At 36.6% G+C, this 23,262-nt stretch carries 22 protein-coding genes and 1 riboswitch; of the genes, 1 reads left to right on the forward strand and 21 read right to left on the reverse strand.

The window, feature by feature from the left end:
- Positions 1-76: 76 nt before the first annotated feature.
- From ACTWP4_RS19315 to ACTWP4_RS19390, 16 genes are all read right to left on the reverse strand, one after another.
- The gene (locus ACTWP4_RS19315) at positions 77-3,376 is read right to left on the reverse strand and encodes a sugar-binding domain-containing protein (RefSeq protein ID WP_443130424.1); all 3,300 of its coding nucleotides are present in this window, start codon (positions 3,374-3,376) and stop codon (positions 77-79) included.
- 422 nt (positions 3,377-3,798) lie between these two features.
- A complete protein-coding gene (locus tag ACTWP4_RS19320; protein WP_443130425.1) occupies positions 3,799-4,689 on the reverse strand; it encodes a diacylglycerol/lipid kinase family protein in 891 nt (296 codons plus the stop codon).
- Between the two features lie 17 nt (positions 4,690-4,706).
- The gene (locus tag ACTWP4_RS19325; RefSeq protein WP_443130426.1) at positions 4,707-5,924 is read right to left on the reverse strand and encodes an EAL-associated domain-containing protein; all 1,218 of its coding nucleotides are present in this window, start codon (positions 5,922-5,924) and stop codon (positions 4,707-4,709) included.
- A 101-nt stretch (positions 5,925-6,025) separates the two neighbouring features.
- Positions 6,026-7,396 (reverse strand): type I glutamate--ammonia ligase, encoded by a 1,371-nt coding sequence (glnA, locus tag ACTWP4_RS19330; RefSeq protein ID WP_443130427.1) that lies wholly within the window; start codon positions 7,394-7,396, stop codon positions 6,026-6,028.
- A gap of 688 nt (positions 7,397-8,084) precedes the next feature.
- Positions 8,085-8,300 carry a YdbC family protein gene (locus ACTWP4_RS19335; protein ID WP_443130428.1) on the reverse strand — a complete coding sequence of 72 codons (216 nt, stop codon included), beginning with the start codon at positions 8,298-8,300 and terminating at the stop codon, positions 8,085-8,087.
- Between the two features lie 11 nt (positions 8,301-8,311).
- A complete protein-coding gene (gene trpB, locus ACTWP4_RS19340; protein ID WP_443130429.1) occupies positions 8,312-9,472 on the reverse strand; it encodes a tryptophan synthase subunit beta in 1,161 nt (386 codons plus the stop codon).
- Between the two features lie 212 nt (positions 9,473-9,684).
- Positions 9,685-10,851: an MFS transporter gene (locus tag ACTWP4_RS19345; RefSeq protein WP_443130430.1), complete on the reverse strand. Its 1,167-nt coding sequence runs from the start codon at positions 10,849-10,851 to the stop codon at positions 9,685-9,687.
- A 2-nt stretch (positions 10,852-10,853) separates the two neighbouring features.
- Positions 10,854-11,270, reverse strand: coding sequence for a MarR family winged helix-turn-helix transcriptional regulator (locus ACTWP4_RS19350; RefSeq protein ID WP_443130431.1), 417 nt, complete (start codon positions 11,268-11,270; stop codon positions 10,854-10,856).
- Positions 11,271-11,368: 98 nt separating this feature from the next.
- On the reverse strand, positions 11,369-12,838 hold the full coding sequence (locus ACTWP4_RS19355) for a sodium:solute symporter family protein (protein ID WP_443130432.1): 1,470 nt from the start codon (positions 12,836-12,838) through the stop codon (positions 11,369-11,371).
- On the reverse strand, positions 12,835-13,023 hold the full coding sequence (locus tag ACTWP4_RS19360; protein WP_443130433.1) for a hypothetical protein: 189 nt from the start codon (positions 13,021-13,023) through the stop codon (positions 12,835-12,837). The genes ACTWP4_RS19355 and ACTWP4_RS19360 overlap by 4 nt, the downstream gene beginning before the upstream one ends.
- Before the next feature lie 153 nt (positions 13,024-13,176).
- Entirely contained in the window at positions 13,177-14,805 is a 1,629-nt protein-coding gene (locus tag ACTWP4_RS19365) for a BCCT family transporter (protein ID WP_443130434.1), read from the reverse strand.
- A gap of 93 nt (positions 14,806-14,898) precedes the next feature.
- Positions 14,899-15,084: a hypothetical protein gene (locus ACTWP4_RS19370; RefSeq protein ID WP_443130435.1), complete on the reverse strand. Its 186-nt coding sequence runs from the start codon at positions 15,082-15,084 to the stop codon at positions 14,899-14,901.
- Positions 15,085-15,155: 71 nt separating this feature from the next.
- Positions 15,156-16,187, reverse strand: coding sequence for an LLM class flavin-dependent oxidoreductase (locus ACTWP4_RS19375; RefSeq protein WP_443130436.1), 1,032 nt, complete (start codon positions 16,185-16,187; stop codon positions 15,156-15,158).
- Between the two features lie 15 nt (positions 16,188-16,202).
- On the reverse strand, positions 16,203-16,886 hold the full coding sequence (locus ACTWP4_RS19380) for an RluA family pseudouridine synthase (protein WP_443130437.1): 684 nt from the start codon (positions 16,884-16,886) through the stop codon (positions 16,203-16,205).
- Positions 16,887-16,999: 113 nt separating this feature from the next.
- The gene (locus ACTWP4_RS19385) at positions 17,000-17,371 is read right to left on the reverse strand and encodes a cytochrome C oxidase subunit II (RefSeq protein ID WP_443130438.1); all 372 of its coding nucleotides are present in this window, start codon (positions 17,369-17,371) and stop codon (positions 17,000-17,002) included.
- A gap of 205 nt (positions 17,372-17,576) precedes the next feature.
- On the reverse strand, positions 17,577-18,143 hold the full coding sequence (locus ACTWP4_RS19390; RefSeq protein ID WP_443130439.1) for a YdcF family protein: 567 nt from the start codon (positions 18,141-18,143) through the stop codon (positions 17,577-17,579).
- Between the two features lie 329 nt (positions 18,144-18,472).
- Between ACTWP4_RS19390 and ACTWP4_RS19395 the strand changes: the two genes are divergently transcribed.
- Positions 18,473-19,219 carry a thermonuclease family protein gene (locus ACTWP4_RS19395; protein WP_443130440.1) on the forward strand — a complete coding sequence of 249 codons (747 nt, stop codon included), beginning with the start codon at positions 18,473-18,475 and terminating at the stop codon, positions 19,217-19,219.
- A gap of 168 nt (positions 19,220-19,387) precedes the next feature.
- Here ACTWP4_RS19395 and ACTWP4_RS19400 read toward each other — a convergent pair whose 3' ends face one another.
- From ACTWP4_RS19400 to ACTWP4_RS19420, 5 genes are read right to left on the reverse strand one after another with little or no spacing between them, the layout of a single operon-like run.
- A complete protein-coding gene (locus tag ACTWP4_RS19400; protein ID WP_443130441.1) occupies positions 19,388-20,155 on the reverse strand; it encodes a TatD family hydrolase in 768 nt (255 codons plus the stop codon).
- Positions 20,148-20,891 (reverse strand): ABC transporter ATP-binding protein, encoded by a 744-nt coding sequence (locus tag ACTWP4_RS19405; protein ID WP_443130442.1) that lies wholly within the window; start codon positions 20,889-20,891, stop codon positions 20,148-20,150. The genes ACTWP4_RS19400 and ACTWP4_RS19405 overlap by 8 nt, the downstream gene beginning before the upstream one ends.
- Complete coding sequence (locus ACTWP4_RS19410; protein WP_443130443.1) at positions 20,891-21,646, reverse strand: ABC transporter permease; 756 nt, start codon at positions 21,644-21,646, stop codon at positions 20,891-20,893. The genes ACTWP4_RS19405 and ACTWP4_RS19410 overlap by 1 nt, the downstream gene beginning before the upstream one ends.
- A gap of 57 nt (positions 21,647-21,703) precedes the next feature.
- Positions 21,704-21,997 (reverse strand): thiamine-binding protein, encoded by a 294-nt coding sequence (locus ACTWP4_RS19415; RefSeq protein ID WP_443130444.1) that lies wholly within the window; start codon positions 21,995-21,997, stop codon positions 21,704-21,706.
- 13 nt (positions 21,998-22,010) lie between these two features.
- Entirely contained in the window at positions 22,011-22,985 is a 975-nt protein-coding gene (locus ACTWP4_RS19420; RefSeq protein ID WP_443130445.1) for an ABC transporter substrate-binding protein, read from the reverse strand.
- 84 nt (positions 22,986-23,069) lie between these two features.
- A riboswitch (TPP riboswitch) is annotated at positions 23,070-23,179 on the reverse strand.
- Between the last annotated feature and the right edge of the window lie 83 nt (positions 23,180-23,262).

Here is a 23,262-nt window from a genome sequence, read left to right on the forward strand (position 1 = left end):
GTATACCAAAATACTGTGATATCAACATTTATATACTTTTCTGCCTTGCAAAAAATTGGGTAAACCTTAATTGAAACTATTTTGGAATTTCAATACGGAATAAACTAGCCTTCTCATCATAATAAGATACAACATCTTTTATATACGAAATCACGGCATTTATTTCTACGATGAAAACTCCTACTTCATTAATATAAGGTTCACCATTTAATAGATTTTCTTCTCCGTTTACTAAAAGATGTGTACGTCCCTTTTCGGCAATGATCGTTTTACCCTCAGATTGTAAAGTCAGAACCCCATTCTCATTATCATATTGATAGTCAAATAATTGTGGATAATTATTTTTTAGCCTTTCTAATATAAATAAAATCGGACTATAGACACTTCCATGCTCATAAATACTATAAATACCATTTGTATTAGGTTCTTGTCCATTTACGACTACCTTACAATATATTTTATCAGGAGCAGTATATTTAGAAGCATCCGCTTCTGGTATAGCATTAAATTCGAAACTATTTTCAGGTGGACGCTCAGCATATGATGGTTCAAGGTATTGTGGAAAATCAAGTGATAATGGACTTATGTCAGCTGATTTACTATAGATCTCGATACTTTCCTCAGGTATGCCACGCATTTTCGCTTTCAAAATTATTTTTCCTGTGTTTCTAGTAGAACGAATGAATACTCGATTGCTGCCACATTCTGCAAATACATGGTTTCTATGAATCACACTATCTTCTTTTCCATAGCCATCGAAACGTCCACTATTGTAACCGCCTAGAAAAATACCTTCACCTTCAATCGTAAAATCTATCCTATCATCGGCAAGTGGATGACGGCGGTTATGAACATCTAGAACCTCCACATCAACATAGGTTATATCTGTTCCATCCGCTAAAAGTCCTCGATCACCAACATGTGTTGTAAGCTTTAACTTGGCAGGTTGTGATACTGTTTCAATTGTATCTGTAGCCACTTGAATTCCATTATAATCGTATGCTTTTGCTGTAACTGATCCAGATTGAGTAATATCAATGTGATGAAACGGAAAAACAAATGTATCTATTGGTTTATCGCATTGCGCTACATATTCTCCATTTATATAAAGTTTTATTTGGGCGATCGAGTAACTACCAATAACATATAGCGTTTTATCTTTTGGATTTCTGTATTTATATTCTCCAGTTTTTCGCCAGTAAGTACCGTCAAATTCTTTAACAGGATAACGATAATTGTCACCTTCTTCAAGTGGATAATTCCAATGTCCAAGGACTTTTATCATTGGCACTGGAGATTGCATTGTTCGAAATACATCAAAGTTTTGCTTTTTAATGCGAACAGGGTCTACTCGTCCACTCATTCTTGCGTTTTCGCTTGCTGCTTGTCTTCCATGTTGAGCTGAATCAGTCCAACATAATGCAGCAGCTGCTGAATAGAGATTTCTCCCAGAAGCTCCACCAATGCGATCGTTAAAAAATTCAGCATATCCTTTTGCTGCGTATAGAGCTAAATCTTCAGAAGTAAGATCGTGACAATCACCACCAATCTGTTTCCTTCCTCCTCGACCTAACCATAGATTATCATAATCAAAATGAGGGGGTGAAAAATCATCCCAGACACGTCTAGGGGCTTCCTCTCGTAAATATTCAGTCTCTGTAACTGGCATTTTTTCAGATTGATATCGTCCAGCATGCCGATTTAACATAGTACCTACATATTCCGCCTCATTTAATACTTCTTCTGTATTTAATGTGCGGCACCCCATATATCTGCCACCAGTAGGATCTAACTTTTCCTTTAATAAGCGCATTTCACGCATGTGTTCCTTATTAATGGAGTTATTACCCGCTTCCCAAAATAATATAGAAGGATTATTCCTAAAATAAATGATAACATCTCTCATTAATTCGACTCGTTGATCCCATTGTCTTCCAAAGGTCTCTCTTTCTTTATCACCAGCAGGTTGTGTACAAACAACACCATACCGGTCAAATGATCGAATATCAGCTGGGCTACCCGCCACATGCATAAAACGAATATGATTTGCATTACTTTCGCGTATTAATTTGGCATCCATATCTTTAAGCCAATCTGGTGCCGTGCCAATAGCTGCCCATTCATTTGCTGAGCGTTGAGCATACCCAGTCAGCCAAACACGAGAATCATTAATCTTTAATCCACTTTCAAAGTCATACGAAACCTTTCTAAAACCTGTGACATTTGTTACTTGATCTAAAACTTCTCCATTGCACATTAGATAGGTTTGAACCGTATATAAATATGGGTCATCTGGAGACCAAAACCGTAGATTTGATCCGAGAGAATGGGATTTTACTAAAGTTACCTCTAATGAATCAGTTTCAGTTTGTGCGGCTTTCTCTTCAGACAACGGTATATACTTGTTACCTTCTTTTGCATAAGCATCCTTAGGAGTTATTGATTCTGGTGGTAAGTTAGGTAACTTTTTTGTTTTAGGTACTTGTATTTCGTCAGAAGAGATCCGTGCTACTTCATGACCTTTATGATCCAATATGATAGTTTCTAATGTTACATTTTGGGCAGAGTCACTCTCATTCCTTAACTCTGCATCTACATTTATATTAGCTCTTTTATTTTTAATATCATAATCAGACCCGTATATATATACTCCTTTAGTTTGAAGATTACTGTATATTGGCAGTGTAATATGTAATTTTGTTTTAACGTGTAACCTTAAATTCTTCGAAAGGCCTCCAATACTAGGATTAAAATCATTCGCATTCCAAAAATATGCCACCCCTCTTTCACTTTCATTAATATTTTCTGGGTTTTGAGATGACATAAATGCACCTGGCTTGGCTCCTTCTACATTTGGCGTTTCAGCAACAAATTCATCTAAGTTTCTTGAGGAGGTATTGTCAGTTGCAACCGCTATCAAATTATCTGTCTCAAAGTCAACATACGGTGTTAAATCAAAGCCAAATGGTCCAACACCTGCCTCATAATAACCTACCATTCTTCCATTTATATATAGATAACAAGTTTGTCGAATTCCTTCAAATTCTATCAAGCATTTCTTTCCTTTATGCTCAGCAGGTAGACTGAACCATTTTCTATAGAAGGAGAAAGTTCTTTTTTGTCCACTTCCGGCATCCTCGATTCTTGCTACAAATAAATCTTTATCATTATAAGTATGCGGAACGCCTATCATATTCCAATCTTTTTCCTCGTACTCTCTTTCATAAAAGAATCTACCCGACTCATCTTTCCATGTATTTAATGCCTCATTTAGAGGAAAAGTATCTGCAAGTTTGAATTTCCATTCATAGTTAAAATTATATATTTGTGATTGCGCTTCAATGTTTGTTAATGAAAAGTTTCCATTATTATTCATATTCTTTGTAGCCCCCACCTTATAGTTCCATAATAAAAATAAAAAGAATTTAAGTATTTATTACTAACAAAAGAAAAAAATATTTAAGCGATTTTAATTTATATTAGATTCTTACTGCGTTTAATCACCTCTTTGTTAATGGTTTTAATAAGAAGCATAGCACCTATCACTCTTTCCAACAATAATACATTTTTGCAATCTAGTTTTTTTGAAACGACGACAATAAATTACCTCAAAAATAAAATTATTACACACATAAGTTTCTAGTTTACTGAACTTCTCTACAAAAATTTCCTGAAAATATAATAGTGTTTATTGCAAAAAAAATAGACTCTTTAACTGAGAGTCATATTTGTTATTCCATATCATTTTAATTTCTTATAAAAATTTTAAAATTAGCGTCGTAATTTATATAATCCTATTTATCCGATTAAATTCATTATTTTGATATGTTTTTCTAAAACTGAAAATTGTAATGGTGTCTGCATTCCTTCATCTCCATCTATATTCGCCACTTTAGTAGGTATTGTATCCACTGTCACTTTTTTTGCTTTCCAGTATTCAACTTGCTTTTGATCTTTTAAAGATCCGTTTAACAGACTTGTGATCATCGAAACACTTTCTAGAGTTGATATTTCCTTGACAGCAAAGACATGCAAATAACCATCATCGATTTCTGCTTCTTGTAACATGTTTTCCCATCCAGCAACTGTATTAGTAACTGCTACTAGAACAAGCATTGCTTCTATTTGTCTACTACTCTCATCCGTAGAAATGGTTACTGAAAACATATCCTTTTCAGTAAATTTCTTAAACCCCTCCAAAAAATAAGCAATAGAACCTAATTTTGATTTCTGTTCTGGCGTCACCTGATAAGTAGCTTCCGCAATGGCACCAACATTTACTAAGTTAATAAAAAATTGGTCATTAACTTTTCCAAGATCCGCTTTCATTACGTGTGGATCTCGGATAACCTCAATCGCATCTCGTGGTTTTAACGGGATCCCTAGAGCTCTGGCAAAATTATTAACAGTACCGAGCGGAATAATATGTAAAGTCGGACGTTTTGTGCGTTCGGCAATACCATTTATTACTTCATTTACGGTGCCATCACCGCCCAACACTGTCACTAATTCCATATTTTCTTCACACGCTTCTTCAGCAAACTTTTTTGCATCATACTCTTTTTCGGTACATTTAGTGATAACATGGTAACCTTGTTTATTTAGCACTTCTTCGACTTCGTGTTGAAATTGTTTACTTTTCTCGGTACCTGAGCTTGGATTTAAAATAATCATTGCATTTCTTTTCAATAGGGACTCCTCCTCTTTTACCACAGTAGATCTTCATTTTCATCTAAATACATTGGAGAAATGTCCAAAAATAAATATAACGATTGGTCAATTGGATAAGAGAAAGTTCTTATCCGTTCCCCTGTTTCAATATCATTATATAAATCTGATAAAATCCCATTTCTTTCTTCATTCATACGAATGACATTTTCAATAAAATACGGTCTCCAACTCCAGTTTTTTCCTTTTACTGTCTCATCCCAAATCCATCCGGTTTCCGTTCGAATCAAGTTCACAGTTTTTTGAAATCCATCTTCATCTGTCACATAGACCCTGAAGAAAATGTGCTCCATTGCTTTTGCTAGAGAATCTATTTGTTCATCTAAACTTCTATTTTTCCTTATTTGCCTCCATTGTTCATACAATTGCTTATTTAAATTCGCGGTAAGTTGAAATTTTGCTGTTAATTTAGACCTTTCCACTTGAATAAATTGTTGAATATCATGGCGAAATCTTTCTCTTAAAATAGTTTTCGAGACAAATTGATTGGTAGTCGAAGATAAAAAGTCCCCTTGATAGTATCTTCCGTTGTTCCTCCATGCATAGTGAAAATGATAATTTGATTCAATTCCTTCAAATAATAATTCTGCTCCAAGTTTTCGCGCAAGGAGTGATAACGAATAAATGACACCATGATAAGCATTAGACATTGATTCGTTTTGTAATGCTAATAAATCAACTTTTAATATATCTGGTTCGATTAAGCTAATTCGATCCAAATTACTTGCTCCCGTACCAAGATCATCAATTGCTACTTTCACACCTAATGTTTTTAAGTATTTTAACGTATGTGTTAATAATTCAATATCACCATGGAATTCTTGCTCTGTAATTTCTATAACAATGTGGGTTAAGTCTAACCCTTTTTCTTGATAACTAAGAAAATGATCCAAAAACTCGTCTTCTTTATCTGTTGTGAAGTAATTAGCATGTACATTTAAATATAAATCTACATTGATTTTTTCATTCATATATCGTTGTAAAGCTAGGTCTTGTATTTGCTGATCAATTTCCATCTTAAAATCATCTGGAACATTCGGATCATGGAAAAAATGTCCGAGGCTTATCGTTTCTGTACCCAGTTCTAATCTACCTAAAACCTCATAGCCAATCACTTCATGACTATCTGCACTAAAAATAGCCTGAAAATGTGGTTTTATATTATCAACATGCATCATTACATCTAATGGATCCATTTTCATTCACCTCTCTTACAAATTATTGTAACCCTCCAATATTGTATAATCAAAAAAATAGTCTGAATTCACTTGGAATCCAGACTATTCTTTCTCTAAAATTAAAACTTCGCTTGATATCGCTCTAATTCCCATTCCGTAACGGCAATACGATAACTGTCCCACTCATCTTGTTTTAATGATAAGTATTCATTCAACGCATACTCACCAAGAACTTTTTCACCAATTTCACCAGCTTTTAATGCTTGAATTGATTCACCTAAAGTTGTTGGTAAGTTCTCAATACCACGCTCTTGGCGCTCTTCATCATCCATGCTGAAAATATCGTCAACTATTTCTTTAGGTACTTCTAAAGATTTTTCTACACCATCAACACCAGCCGCTGCAATACTTGCAAAAGCATAATACGGATTGGCACTTGGGTCTGGACAACGGATTTCAACACGCGTTCCTGCTCCACGAGTTGCCGGAATACGAACTAATGCGGAACGGTTAGATGATGACCATGCAATGTAACAAGGTGCTTCATAACCTGGAACTAGACGCTTATAAGAGTTTACTAATGGATTAGTAAATGCAACAAATGAAGGTACGTGATGTAACAAACCAGCGATAAAAGAATATGCCGTTTCTGATAACTGACGAGAATCAGATTCATCATAGAATGCATTTTTTCCTGCTTTTTCATCGAATAATGACATATTAACGTGCATTCCATTTCCATTCTCACCGAATACTGGTTTTGGCATGAATGTCGCACGTAAGCCAAATTGCTGTGCCACAGTTTTTACTACCCATTTAAATGTAGTTGAATTGTCTGCAGTTTTAAGTGCATCACCAAACTTGAAGTTAATCTCGTGTTGACCTTGGGCAACCTCGTGGTGAGATGCTTCAATTGTAAAGCCCATTTTTTTCAATGTTTTATAGATTTCTAGACGAACACGCTCACCTAAATCGTATGGTGCTGGTTCGAAATATCCTGCTTTGTCATGCACTTGCTGAGTAGGCTGGCCTTTTTCATCTGCTTCAAATAAGAAAAATTCTAATTCTGGACCAACATTAATAGAAAAACCTTTTTCCTTCGCTTCAGCTACCGTTTTTTTTAGAACATTTCGCGGGTCTCCCTCGAATAATGTACCATCAGGATTAGTAACACTACATAAGAAACGAGCTTCTGAGTAGTCTGCTTCTTCTGTCCATGGTAAAACAGCAAACGAGTTTAGATCTGGTAATAGGTATAAATCTGATTTATTAATCGGTGTAAAACCAGTAATGGATGAACCATCAAACATTGTTTTACCTTCCACAACGTCATTTAATTGTTCTGCTGTCACCGATACTTGTTTTAAAGATCCTTCAATATCAACAAATTGTAAATGTAGTAATTCTACATGTTTTGTTTTAATTTTCTCTTTAATCGATTCTAATTGTGATTCAGTTTCCACAGTTTTCTCTGGTGCAATTGTTGCCATTTTTCATTTCCCCTTTTCCATGTAACTTTTTTTAACATCTATTGTTATTAACTATCCTACAATAGTCGGAAAGAAATCGTCATGACTTTTGTCAGATTATCTGACAAACTTTTTTAATATTTTTTGATTAATTATTGAGCCAAATAACCGTCATATCGCCTAACGAAGCATACGTGTATATAAATAAAAAAATTTAATGCATAACCATTCCTTATTTACACTAGATAACAACTGCGAACTAGTGAAAATTCTTTTGGTGTTGCTTTCTTCCATTCTGATTAATGATAAGTTCTGGTATTCGCTCAGGCAGAATACTCCGCTTTCCATGGGCTCGGCTTCAGCTAACTTGGTAAAGAAACCCACTTTACCAAGTGGATCTTCAGCTCTCGCTGTCCCACAGGAGTCTCCGTATTCTACCTACGCTAGACATTGTGTTCTGATTGTTGAAAGTATTGAACCCATGGAACTTTTATTTTTAGATTTTCAATCTTTTATTAGAACATCATTCTAAGCCACGGAAAAATGCGACACCCCTGTGGGTGTGCTAAAAGCGGCCATGTTCTGTGACCAATGTCGCCACTTGATCGTCATGCTCTAAAAAAAGAACTTCGCAGTCTATGTTTTTTTGTTAAACCTTTCTCCTTGTTAAGAAAACCCGGTACCTGTCTATGGATACCGGGTTTAATGGTTATTGTTGTTGGATAAATGTTTTTAACGCTTGCCATTCCTCTGAGGTGAGGGTTACACCTTTTCCCATTTTTTCGTGATCTGGTGCCCAATCTCGAATATCGTATTTCGGCTCACGATCATTCCAGCTAATAAGATTTACTTCTTTTTGCCATCCTTTTGGTGATTCAGACAGGACGGCCACTTGTTCAATGATCTCATATTTAATACCTGCCAAGTTTACACCTCCTACTCTTTTTCTCCGTATTCCATTTCAAATACCTGTTGTACGTCTTTATCACCACGGCCAGATAAATTGACGATAATAATATCTTCTTTATTTAAGTCTTTTGCTAACTTAACTGCATGCGCGATGGCATGAGCACTTTCTAAAGCAGGGATAATACCTTCAGTCTCAGATAATAGCTTGAAAGCATCCAATGCTTCCTGTCCGGTTATGGTCACATATTCACCTCGACCAGATTCCTTCAAATCACTGTGTTCTGGTCCAATACCTGGATAATCTAACCCAGCCGCAATGGAATAGGTAGGCTTTGGATTACCTTCTTCATCCAATAATGTTAAACACTTAAAACCATGAATGACAGCTGGAACTCCCTCTGTTAGGGATGGTGCTTCAGCTGGTTCTACTCCAATGATACGAACATTCTCTTCTTCAAGATAGTGTGCAAATGCACCAATTGCATTACTTCCGCCCCCGGTACAAGCTACAACCGCCGTTGGAAGTTTTCCCTCTTTCTCTAAGATCTGACGTTTAGATTCTTCACTAATAACCGATTGAAAAAATTTCACCATTGTTGGAAACGGGTGAGGACCTACTGCGGATCCGAGTAGATAAAAAGTATTTTGATAATTTTCAACCAAATCACCCAAAGCAGCATCTACAGCATCTTTTAAACGACCTTGTCCTGCCTCAACACCTTCTACTTTCGCACCTAGTAATTCCATGCGAAACACATTAAGTGCTTGACGTTTCATATCGTGTTTTCCCATATATATGGTACAATCTATGCCAAACATCGCGCAAGCAGTAGCTGTAGCAACTCCGTGCTGGCCTGCACCGGTTTCTGCGATAACACGTTTTGCCCCCATCCGTTTCGCTAACAAAATTTGCCCGATCGCGTTATTTATTTTATGAGCACCTGTATGGTTTAAATCCTCTCTTTTCAGGTAGATTTTGGCACCACCTTGCTGCTCAGATAAATTCTTTGCATATGTAAGTGGATTTTCTCTACCAACGAACTCCGCTAATACATCCTTGAACTCTTGTATAAAGGCCGGATCATTTATTGCTTTTTCAAACTCCTCCGCTAATACTTCTAATACTTTTTGAAGATCCTCCGGTACATAGCTTCCTCCAAATTGACCAAATAATCCTTTTTCACTCATATCATTATCTCCCCTTTTCTTCTTATAAAACTATTTTAATAGAAGAAAAAGAGAGACACAATTTATATTTAGAAAATTCCTAATTTTATGACTTCTAATAAAGTGAGACTTCCATTAGTACCCACTAATGATTAGGGAAACTTATCAGGGTGTTGGCGTCCGTTAGCCCCACCTAGCTTCTTTGAATTACTTGAAATTTAAAGTGGAGGTTTTTATGGACGATTATCACCGTGATAAAGATAGGCAAATAACAAAAGAATAATCCCTACTAAAATAGCAAGCATAATAAACATATTGGTAAAGCCAATCATTGTAACGATTATACCTAAGATGAAGGAGCCTACTGCAATTCCTAAATCATATAAGGTATAAAAGGTGGCTGTTGCATGTCCAGTACGATTCATTTTTACTTTGGAAACTGCTAATGATAAGAAAAATGGTAACAATGATCCATAGCCTACTCCAATTACACCTGCTGCAATCAAAAAGGTTACTGCATTGCTAGAAAAGCTTAACATTACTAAACCGAGAGAAAATAACACCATACATGGAACAATTACTGGTCTTGCGCCTCGAAGATCAAACTGTTTACCTAAAAATGGTCTCGAAATAAGCATTGTTACAGCAAATACAACAAAGAAATAACCTGAAACATGCTCCAATCCTCTCGCATTCGCATAAACAGATATGAATGAAACAATACTGGAGTAAGCAAAAGCAACTAATAATCCAATTAACGAGATCGATAATGCTTCTTTTTCCAACAGTTCCTTCCATGTAAAGGATGAATTTTTTGGTTGATCAGCATTCTTTACTTCCTTTGTATGAACAAAAAAGGTCGAGATTACACTTAATACGGTAAACAGATTAAGTATGACAAATAAGTTCGTATATGTTGTAAGCTGAATGATACTTAACCCTAAAAAAGGACCTAATACAATTGCCAGGTTCATTGACATTGTGAAATAACCAAGTCCTTCTCCCCGCTTTTTAGCTGGCACAATATCTGCGGCAATCGCAGAAGTTGCTGTTGTGAGAATCGCAAAAGAAAATCCGTGAATAAAACGGAGCACTAACATCGCTGTATAAGATTCTATAAATAAATATCCAATCATGGTAATTGCAAAAAGAATATTACTGATTAATAACATCGTACGCTTTCCATATTTACTGAGAATGGTACCTGAGAAGGGTCTTAACAATATCGCAGCTAGTAACATAGCAGTGACCACAAGGCCACCTTGGGCTTCAGACCCACCCCACTCCTCTATCACAAATAATGGTAGCGTAGTTAATAACGTATAAAAACTGATAAAAACAAATAAATTAACTATTGCTATACTTATAAAATTCTTCGTCCATATTTTTGACTCTGACATACTTATCCATCTCTTTCTATTGATAGTTTTTCTAAAAGTTGTTGTAAAGCTACTTTTTCTTCTTCCGACAGACGTTTCAGAAACATTTCTTCTGTTTGTTTTACTGCCTCGATAATATCCGGGTAGGTTGATTTCGCCTTTCCAGTTAATGTAACAACACGTTCTCGTTTGTCCGTTCCTATTTTCCTTTCAACCCATCCGCTTTTCTCCATCCTTACTAATGTTCTAGTGATAGTCGGCGCTTCAACCTTAAGATATTGCCATATTTCGGTTTGTGTCATGTTACCCCTTTGATAAAGTGTGTAGAGGATCATCCATTGAGATTGAAACAATCCAAACTTTTTCAATGTTATATTTAATTCATTTTGAAACAACCGTAATTTTTGGTGATATAAATGCAGTAAATGGCTAGTATTCATGATTTTACTCCCTTCCATACTTATTTACCTAGGTAAATAAGTAACTTTACAAGTTTAGTACATTTTCAATCAAAAGTAAAGAAGCAGCCGGTAACCGACTACTTCTTATTTTTCATGCGTCCTTTTACATAATCAATGAATTCATTTGCTTTTCGCTCTGGAGGTTGTGTCGTTAAACTGATCACAATAAATAAAACCGTTGATACTATAATCCCCCATATACCTGACTTCAAACCAAGTAATAATCCGCCTGTTGCTTCAATATAAATCACGAGAGTACTACTAATTATAACACTGACTATCACACCAACTGCTGTACCTTTCTTCCAGAAAAATGTCCCGATTATAGCCGGTACGACAACAATTAAACCTGCAGAAGATGCAACAGAAAGAACGGCAATTAAGTCCAGCTCTAATTGGGCAAATAAGAAGGCTAATACGGCAATTACCGGAATAACAATTTTGCCAATTAACAATTGCTTATGATCGTCGTTTTCTCCTTTTACATTGCGATATACATCTCGTGAGAATAAGGATGATAACGTTAATAAAATTGAATCAATTGTTGAAATCGCAGCAGCCATAATTCCTACCATAACAATAACACCTAAAATTGGTGGAACGACATCAGACGATAATAGCATTGGAGTTGCTAAATCGGCATTTTCTAAGCCCGGAAACAAAATGGATGCTGAAAAACCCCAAACAACCGATACGACCGTATAAATAAGACCAAAAACTAAAAAACCTAACAACATATGACGCAAGCTTTTTAATGAAGCAGGCATAAATAAACGCTGACTTACCTGTGGGTTGGATATACTAAAGAAAAACCACGGTACTGTCAGTCCTAAAAACGTCCAAAAATTAAAAAACCCGTTACCTGGAACAGCTAATGCGTTTGGATTATTCTCTTCAATCGATGTAAAAAATCCACTCATCCCGCCTAAGCTATTAACGATCAGAATGACAACTATCGTTGAGGTAATGATCATGATTAACGATTGTAAGGAATCAGTCCATGCCACCGAACGGATCCCAGCAATATATGAAAAGACCAGTGCTAACACCATCGCGATAATAACACCTGTTGTATATGGAATAGCATCATTTGTCACACCTTGCAGCAAATACCCTATTCCTGTTAATTGAACTGCACTGTAAGGAATCAGAAATAAACAACTTGCCACAGCTGTAACTATTGCTACCCATTTATTTTGATATCTGTCTCCTAGCATTTCTGAAGGTGTAACATATCCATACTTTTTACCAGCTAACCAGAAACGCGGACCAAATATTGCGACTAGGGAAACCCCCATAAAATAAATAATTTCAAATCCAAACGCACCTACACCACCATTGTAAGTAAGTCCGGCAAGTCCGACTAACATAAAAGCACTGTAAGTTGTGGCACTATAACTTAAAGCTGATACAAAGCCATTTAATTTTCGTTCACCTAAAAAGTAGCCAGACATACTGCTTTGTTTGCCATTTCTTGATAGATAAGCAATTACAATAGCAATGACTACATAGATTGCAATGGTTGACCAAACTAATGTTGTGCTCATTCCTCGTCACTCCAATTCGTCGTTAAAAAGTAATTCGCCAAAATGGTAATGAATGCTAATATCGACCAAATCAAAAAGCTTCCATACCATTTGGTAACATCACTAAGGAATGTGTAAGGAATCACATAACCAAGAATAACAATGATCAAAATAATAAGTCCCCAAAATTTCTCTTTTTGATTCACTTCTCTCACCTATCCTTTCATGTCATGATTCTTATTATACAGATAATCGTACACGTGTAAAGACACATGTTAAAAATCAGTATATGAAATACGGAATAGATTCTGACTAAAGAATATAAAAACGACCAGCATCATAGCTGATCGCATTATTTTTTATTCATCTGGTCGATCCGGATTTTGATCTTTTAATACTTCCATTGGTGAACGCTTCTTCTTTTTCTTTTTCCAGCGTTTGATATAGATAGTAGGCGATTCATAATTATCAGACACGGTAATATCCCGATTGGACGCACGCATAAATGACCATGCTAATAAAAACATAATGAAAATTAATGGAAAACCACCAACAATACTTGTTGTCTGCAAAGTATCCAAACCACCCAGAAACATTAATGCAAGCGGCATAATACATAATGTAAATGCCCAGAATAACCTGTTCCATCTTAACGGTTCATCTTCCACTTCCTTTTGTGCGACTGACGCTAAGATAAATGAAGATGAATCAAACGTAGTTGCTAAAAATATTACAGCAAGAATAGTAAATACACCAACCATTAATCCAGGAAGTGGTAGTTGAGCAATAATAGCAATAATCGTTGCTGGTGCTCCAAATTCATTAATATGATTGATGGCATCAAATTGCCCTGTCAACTGTAAATGCAATCCATAGTTTCCCATGATTCCGAAAAAAAGCACACACCCAAGCGTACCATATACCATCGTACCAAAAATCATTTCACGAATCGTACGCCCTCTTGATATACGAGCTACAAACAAGCCTACAAATGGTGCATATACCAGCCACCATGCCCAATAGAAGACGGTCCATGCTTCCGGGAACCCCGTTTTCGTAAAATCACCCATATTTCCAAACGGTTCTACCCATGTTGCCATTTTAAAGAAATTGTCTAACAATATACCTAAGGAATTGAATGTGGTTTCCAAAATGAACCGGGTAGGTCCAAGAACGAGAACAAAAGCTAAAATAAACAGAGCTAACCATAGGTTTATATCACTTAAAAGTTTTATCCCTTTACGTAAACCGGAATAAGCACTTATCGCAAAGATAGTCGTACAGACGAGCATAATAACTGCTTGCATCCATAAGGTAACAGGCCATCCTGTTAAATAATTTACTCCTTCAGCAATCATTGGTGTTCCCAACGCTAATGTAGTACCTGCCCCACCTAATAATCCAAAAATGAAAAGAATATCGATAATTTTTCCAACTGGACCATCTACCCAGTCACCTAAAACAGGTCTAATTGCTTCACTTACTTTTAGTACAGGCTTTTTACGAACATAGAAAAAGTAGGCGATTGGTAATGCTGGTAGTGTGTATATTGCCCAAGCTATCGGCCCCCAATGAAAAATTCCATAAGCAGTAGCCCACTGAATTGCTTCTGTTGATTCACCAGCCAAACCGAATGGTGGTCCTTGATAGTAGTAAACCCATTCAATTACTGACCAGTACAAAATACTTGAACCAATACCTGCCGCAAACAACATCGCTGCCCATGAAAAAGTATTAAATTCAGGTTTTTGACCCTCATCACCTAACTTAACATGTCCATTTTTACTAAATGCGACAAATAATAGAAAAGCAAATATAATGAGACCCATCGCTAAATACAACACACCAAAATTAGTGGTCATAAAAGTATTAGCCTTTCCGACAATTTCTTTCCCTTCTTCAGGAAATAAAATCAGAGGTATAGTCACTGCTAATAACAGTAAAAACGCTCCAATAAATGTCGGCCAATCAATTATTCGCTGTCTCATAGTCTTCACACCTTCCAATTCAAGTTTAATGTTAACTTACCCATAATCAGCAAAAACAAACAAAAAGAGGACAATTTTTTCATTGTCCTCTTCTTACTTTAGCTTCTTTTTTTTGTTTTGATTAGACACATTTCGACGAATATAAATGTTATACCATATTAACGCAGCAGCAATAATAAATATTACAATACCAGGAACATAAATAACACCCGTTAAGTCTAAAATCATCATAATTACTAGCGCTGTTAGCAATGGTATTCGAATTAAATTATAGTTCATGTCATCCCCCTTTTAACCGCTTTCATCAATTAATCCTACCACATGCTAGGGAAAAAAGCATCATGAACCAGTTAGAATTGTTTTCTTAATTTTTTAGTTACTTCAGGTCTTACTTTGTACACTAACAAATCAATCGTTTTTTTAATTGATTCTAAGGGTTGTCCACCAAAATCTACCTGTGCATAAAAACGATCATGTTCAAATAATTGAGATTGATAAAGGATTTTTTCAACAATTTGTTCAGGCGTACCAACGAAAAGCGTGGATTCTTTACTTGTAATAAACTCTAAATCGGTTCTAGCTGCTCCCATCGCACCACCGATTCCCTGCTTGGTTAAATGCTCCCAATAATTTGCATAGTAAGAGTAAAAATCTTGTTCCAATTCAGTCTCTGTTTTGCGAATCAACGTATGACCTGCGATTCCAACTTGCGACTTATCTCCATTGTATACTTCACGATATCGATGGACCAATGGCTGATATTTTTTAGCAATCCCACCGATCATCACAACGGTTAGACCACAGCCGTTGCGACCTGCACGCTCGGCACTTTCAATTGTACCGCCTACCCCAATAGAGATTGGTAATCTATGTTGCAGGGGACGAGGCGCAATTTCTGCTTCTTCTAATGCGGAGCGATACTTTCCGTTCCAGGTAACTTTTTGCTGCTGATTCAATTGTAGAAACAGTTGTAAATGCTCTTCGAAAAGCTGATCGTAATCCCTTTCGTTATACCCAAACAATGGAAAGGATTCTACAAAAGCACCTCTACCTGCTGTAAATTCAACCCTTCCACCAGATAACAAATCGAGAGTTGCAAAATCTTCAAACAACCTGACCGGATCCGTAGTATTTAATAATGATGTTAATGCTGTTAATTTTATTTTACTTGTTTTCTGAGAAATGGCAGAGAGCAGCATTTGTGGTGAAGAAATTGCATAGTCCAAACGATGATGCTCTCCCACTCCAAATAGATCTATTCCTGACTGATCTGCATATCGAGCCATTTCAACTATCATATCCACACGCTCTTTTGTCGTTATGGCTTGTTTTGTTTTTGGATTTTCTAATATTTCGGATAAACTGTAAACCCCGAACTCCATCTGTTATCCCCCTCTTTAATTCGTAAGTAATGTTTCCCAGTTCGACCACGGATACTGATCAGGTGGAAATGATGAAGCATTGATTTCCTCTTTTCGAACCGGATGGATAAATCGTAATTCATGTGACCATAATGCAATTTGCTGACCAGGTTTGTTTACCCTTTTGCCATATTTTTGATCGCCATATAAAGGATAGCCTCGCGATGCAAACTGAACACGAATTTGGTGAGGACGCCCGGTATGTAAATTGATCTTTACTAAGCTTAAGCCATTTTCACTTGCTAAAAGCCGATAATCCAGTACTGCCTTCTTAGCTTTTGGATTATTTTTGGACGAAACCGTGACAATATTTTGGCGTTTGTCTTTCCATAAGAAATCCACCCATTCTCCGGTTGGTTCTGGAACCCCTCTGACAACAGCTAAATATGTTTTGTTTAATTCATTTTTTCGAATCGTATCAGATAGCCGTGATGCAGCTTTTGACGTTTTCGCAAATACCATCACTCCACCAACCGGTCGATCTAATCGGTGAACTAAACCTAAGTATACATTACCAGGCTTCTGATAACGGATTTTGATATCTTGTTTCAAAATCGTGAGCAAATCCTCGTCATTGCTTTGATCTTTTTGTACAGGTACATTGACTGGTTTTTCCACCATTAACAAGTGATTATCCTCATATAAAACATGGATATTCATAAGAAACCCCTTTTTAAGTAGATAGTTCTCTTGCCGAAAAGCAAGCTATTATTTTCTATGTTATTCTAACACAAAAAAAGATCCCCTAAATACTAGGAGACCTTCATGCTTCATTATTCTACTATTAACGTTGCTACCATATCATCGTGACCAGTACCACACATGACCGAACATCTAATTGTATATTCTCCTGGTTCAAGTGTTGCAGTTGCAGAACCTTCTTCATCCAACGAAATATCGGTTCCTTCTACTTCTATACCATGGAAGCCTTCTTCATTTGTAAGGTTTATTGTTACTTCACCTGCTGGCACCGTATATTCTTCTTGATCAAACTGCCAGTTAGAGGCTGTAATGTCTACTGTTTCACCTTCTCCGCTTGCAGTTTCTCCATCATTATTCGAACTTCCTTCATCATTACCACCACCACAAGCTGCTAGCACAAGTGCTAATGATAATGTCATCATGCCTAAAAGTAATTTTTTCATAATTATTTTATCCCCTTTCTATTCCCCTAGTTACTTTCGTAATTATTTATTGGACTAGAATGTGATTACTACTTAATTATAACGATTAGTTTCTATTTTTATCTACTAATAGTTCAATCCGTCATAAAACGTTCATATTTAAAGGAGGTAAAAAAACCATTACAGATTTTTACATTAGGGGATCGGCCTATCAGGTAAAAAGAAATTAGTCAACTAGGTATTTATAAAATGCAGGAAATTCACGAATCGTAGAGTAAATATCTCGCCATTCAAAATACTCTGCGTGTGCTCCATATACTTTAGTAAAACCGTGCTGCTTCATCGCCAATTTTGATCTACTAATATGAAAAAATTGCGTAATAACGGTGATACTCTCTGTTGACAGATCGTGTTGATGTGCAATCTCCAGCGTATTCTTTGCCGTCATTTCAGTATCATAGCCATTGCTATCCTGGATGATGAAAGAATCTGGCACACCTTTTTTTATTAAATATTCTTTCATTACTGCTGCTTCATCATGTCCCTCTTTGCCGATGCCACCACTAACAATAATCGTTTGTAACCTGTCATCCAAATATAAACTAACCGCTTTATCTAGACGTTCCTGTAGTCTTTTGGAAGGTGTGCCGTCTTTATTGACTTTATTACCAAGGACAACGCCAATCTCTGACGCTTCTCTTTCATCGGATAACCCATCAATGGTGATAACCGCCGTATGGATAATAAAAAAAGTGATCATGATCCCTACCAGTATAAATACCATTCTTTTCATACAATATTCCTTTCCCACTCTATCATAAGAAAATCTAATCGTTCCTATTATTTAATCTTTTTTCTAGTATTCTTTCACTTAATGTTTTATTTTCTCTTACTATTTTTTTGTGTATACTGTTCAATAAGTATACACCTCTAATCATTAAGGCTAACATTAAGCTAAAGACAATTAATGGGAGATATACACGAATGTCTAAATAGTTTAATAAAAATCCCAAAATTACTAATAACAGAAATAAAAGAATTGTATACATCTTAACATACCACCTTTTTTTAGATAACTTACTAGTGACAATTATAACAATGAGCACAACAGGAGGACACATCATGTTTATTAAAAAATGGTTGATCAGTTTACTTATCGTGATTACCGTACTGACTGGCTGTGGTACGGTAACAGTCGAAAATGATCAAACCGATACACCAGCAACGGACAATACAACCGGCGAAACAGTAACACAGGAAATTCAAGAATCTAATTCAAATGATGATAATTTCGCTAAGGCAACCGTCAGTCGTGTAGTCGATGGAGATACAGTCAATATTGACATAGATGGTCAAGAAGAAACAATAAGACTGTTATTAGTCGATACTCCGGAAACAAAACACCCTAACCTCCCTGTTCAGCCGTTCGGTCCGGAAGCGTCTAATTTCGCAGTCGAAAAGCTGACTGGCAAAGAAGTTAAAGTTGAATTTGATGGACCAGAGCGTGATAAATATGATCGTCTACTCGGCTATATTTGGGTAGATGGAGAAAATTTTAACCAATTATTATTAGAAGAAGGATTAGCGCGTTATGCATATGTCTATGATCCACCTTACACCCATCAAGACGAAATGAAACAAGCGGAACAACTAGCACGTGAAGCAGAGATTGGAATCTGGAGTATTGATGGATACGTAACAGATGATGGATTTAACCATAAAATCCCTACTGATGATCAAGAAGATAAGGATGTTGAATATGCTAATTGTACAGAAGCGCGTGAAGCTGGTGCAACACCGCTGTACGAAGGGGATCCAGGTTATGGTAGTTATATGGATGGCGATGGTGATGGAGTAGCTTGTGAATAATGAAAATCTAGTTTTTTTCTGATAATTTTTTTCTGGACACTTTTACAGTTTTTCTGGACACTTTTCTTAATTTACTGGACACTTTGGCACCGTTTCTGGACACTTTTTACGATTTACTGGACACTTTCTATAAAATTAGCAAAGCCCGAAAAGAGTTTCGGGCTTTGCTTATATATGCTTCTCTAGTCGATAGAATTTTTTCGTATTTTGTTCCACCTGTTCTACTACTTGTTGTAATGGTAACTCTTTAATCCCCGCTATTTTCCTAATCACATCATTTATCATATTAGGATGTGTCATTTTTCCTTGAAAGGTACCTTCAAACGGCCAAGGACCATCAGTTTCAACCATCATTAGTTCCATTGGATAACTTCCTATCAAGTCTTGGATTTCCTTTTCATAAACACAGTCTGGTGTTACAGAAATCATATAATTTGATTCGATCATCCTCTGAACCGTTGCTGCATCTCCTTTGAACCAATGAAAATGGGCACGCTTCACGCCATGCTTTGCTAATAAATCACATACCGTCACCGCATCGTCATATACTGCATGCAAAACAATCGGCAAATCATATTGCGCGGCTAAAATCATAAATCGTTCTAATATTACAATATAAGGTTGCAAACGGAGATTGGGCTCCTCTTTTCTCTTATAAAAAGGTAAACCCACTTCGCCAATGGCAACTATCTGATCATGGTGTTTATGAATCAAAGTTTCGATTTGTGCTATTTCTTGACTAGTTGGAAGTGGTTGTTCCGGATGCCAGCCAAAAGCCGGAAAAACTTTTGGATACTGATTGTATAATTGCCAAACTTTTTCACAGCTTTTCAGATCACTTGATACGGCAATCATACCATCCACTTCTAATGTATCCATAATTATTTTTTGTTGATTTGGCTGATACCAATCCAAATGAATATGTGCATCAAACATCCAATACACCTCGTAATGTTTGGTAGATTTCTTTTTTCTTTTCAAGAAATGCTGTCGATAAGGTTAATTCTTCCTGTCTCGGACGATTAAAATCAATGCTGAATTCGTTGATGACCTTAGCAGGCTTCGCACCTAAGACAAGAATTCGATCTGATAAGAAAATAGCTTCCTCAATGTTATGTGTCACAAATAAGACAGAGGGCCGTTCTTGCTCCCAGATAGCTAATAACCATTTTTGCATTTCTAACCTTGTGAACTCATCTAATGCTGAAAAAGGTTCATCTAGACATATAAAAGATTGTGGGCTTAATAAACTGCGTACAAATGCAACACGTTGACGCATTCCACCTGACAATTCATGTGGATAGGCGTTGGCATAATCCTTTAATCCAGCCTTTTCCAACATCGCGAGCGCTTTTTCTTTATCAGGCTTTTGATATAACTCCATACCTAAAATAACATTTTCTAAAACCGTACGCCACGGGAATAACGATGGTGTCTGCGGCATATAACTAATAGCGCCTCTTTTACCATTAATCGTTTCATTATCCAATCGAATCGTGCCAAGGTCTGCTTGATAGAGCCCGCCGATTAGATGAAAAATTGTACTTTTCCCACTTCCAGACGGTCCTAGTAAGGAGACGAATTCACCATCATTCACTTGTAAATCCAGGTTATCCAGAATCGTCTGTTCACCGAAGCTTTTTGTAATTTTCTCGAGTTCTAGTGTACTCATTATTGATCCTCCTTACCCGGATGCCATTTTAATATGATTTTTTGAGCAGCAATGATAATCGCAAAAAAAATCAGACATAAAATCATAATAAATAAAATGGCAACAAATACCCTGTCAGTTCGAAACGATGATGAAGCCAACGTCATGTATACACCAATTCCTTCATTGGCACCTAACCATTCAGATATTACAGCACCCATTACACTATAGGTAGCTGAGATTTTTAAGCCGGAAAACATTTGTGGAACCGCATGAGGCAATTCAAGCTTCATGAAAATTTGCTTTTTCGAAGCGCCAGCCATTTTCATGTAATGAATTAATTCCGGGTTTGTATGCCTTAATCCATCTATGGTAGATACAACGATTGGGAAAAAACATACTAAAGTAATAATTAATAATTTCGGCGTTACACCAAATCCGAACCAAATAACAAGCAGTGGTGCGAGCACAATAATCGGAATATTTTGTGACATGATAAGCAGTGGATATAGTGCTTCTCGAATTTTGGGCAAAACATGAAGGACTACCGCAATAATCAACCCTACACTAACACCAATAGCTAGTCCGCAAACAGTCAACAAAACTGTCGAAAATATATGGTGCTGGTAGTCATTCCAGCCGCTGATCGCTTCCTGAATAATAACAGTTGGTGCAGGAAGGACCCAGGTCGGAATATCAAAGATGCGACTGGAAACTTCCCATATAATTAAAATACTAATGATCACTGTGACTGGTAAAAATGACTTTCTAAACATAAAACATGCTCCTATTTACTGGCCACTTTTTATTGTTTAGTGACCGCTTTTTCCCATTTAACGATATTTCTTGGTCAATTCACTCATAGAAGCTTTATGATTCTTATGAGAATAAATTTTAACTTGTGAGATAACACTTGGGCAATCTAACTCATGCATACGATGATTCATTTTTTCGATAACAGATAATAAATCTACAAGATCACCTTCCATGGTTGTTTCTAATGGATTGACTTGATATTTGACCCCCGCTTGTTCGATAATTTTGATTGCTTCATCAACAAAAGGGATTGAATCTTCTCCTTTTGGTGTCTTTGGAATGATTTGTACACTAACTAATGCTTCAGCCATTGCGATCCCTCCATTATTCTGGTAAAAATTCGTTGGTAAACGCTGCTTCAACGTCTAGTTCACGCTCTAACAAGTCATTATTAAACATGAATTCGGCATAATTACTCCATACCTCTGCTGATTGCTCGCCCCATCTGTCTGCATCGTCTTGATATTTTGGCGATACCCATTCTTGGCTTGCATGGACTAATTCTTCATCTAAATCTGGTACGGCATCAACTAAGATATCAGCAGCTTCACTTGGATGATCAATTGCATCTTGATAGCCGCGACTTACTGCAGCCATAAATTTTTCAATGGTTTCCGGGTTTTGTTCAATCATCTCTTCATTTGTTGTAATAACTGGCGTATAATAATCTAGTTTTTCCGAATAGTCCGTGAGATACATCATATCAATTTCTTTTCCTCGAAGTTCGGCTTCGATTCCTGTCCAGCCATAATAAATCCAGGCAAAGTCAACATCACGTTCAACTGCTGTAAAAAAGTCGGTATTTCCCATATTTACGATTTCTACATCCTCTACAGATGCACCTTCTTGTTTCATTAACGCATCGATAACTGCAGATTCAACAGGAGCACCCCAACCACCATACGTTTTCCCTGCAAAATCAGCAGGTGATGTGATTCCTTTTTCCACTGGTGCAGCAAAACCGGAAGTATTGTGCTGAATAACTGCAGCAATCGAAACGAGTGGTATATCTTGAGTACGTGCTTCTGTTACCTGTTCCTGATAACTAATACCAAATTCTGCCTGGCCAGAAGCTACAGTTTGATCTGCCCCCGCTTCACCTGGCATGACAATTTCCACATCAAGGCCCTCTTCTTTAAAATATCCTTTTGATTCGGCTACATAAAGTCCGGTGTGATTAGTGTTTGGCGTCCAATCTAATACTAAGGTAACTTTCTCTAATTCTTCTTGTGTCTTTTCTTCATTCCCACATCCTGCCAAAATAAACAAACCTATGATTGCAATTAAAAATTTTTTCATGATGAAATCCCCCTATTTATATTATCTTTTTAGAGGAACATATAAGAAAGCGCCCTAGACGAATTGCCTAGGGCGCATATAGATACTATTATCTCATATGTTCCCTACGCTGGTGCTAACCAGATCAGGTTCTAAGGGTCAGCATCTTACGGATACAGTCTCAACCGGCAACACCGGTCCCCCTACATTCATTATTCTATTACTACCTTCTACTTTGACATAATTCGTACTTTTGATCAAGTTTTATTAACCCTACTAATTAACATACCAAATTCTC

Origin of the sequence: Gracilibacillus sp. D59 (assembly GCF_052246695.1) — a bacterium.
Classification (GTDB): Bacteria; Bacillota; Bacilli; order Bacillales; family Amphibacillaceae; genus Gracilibacillus.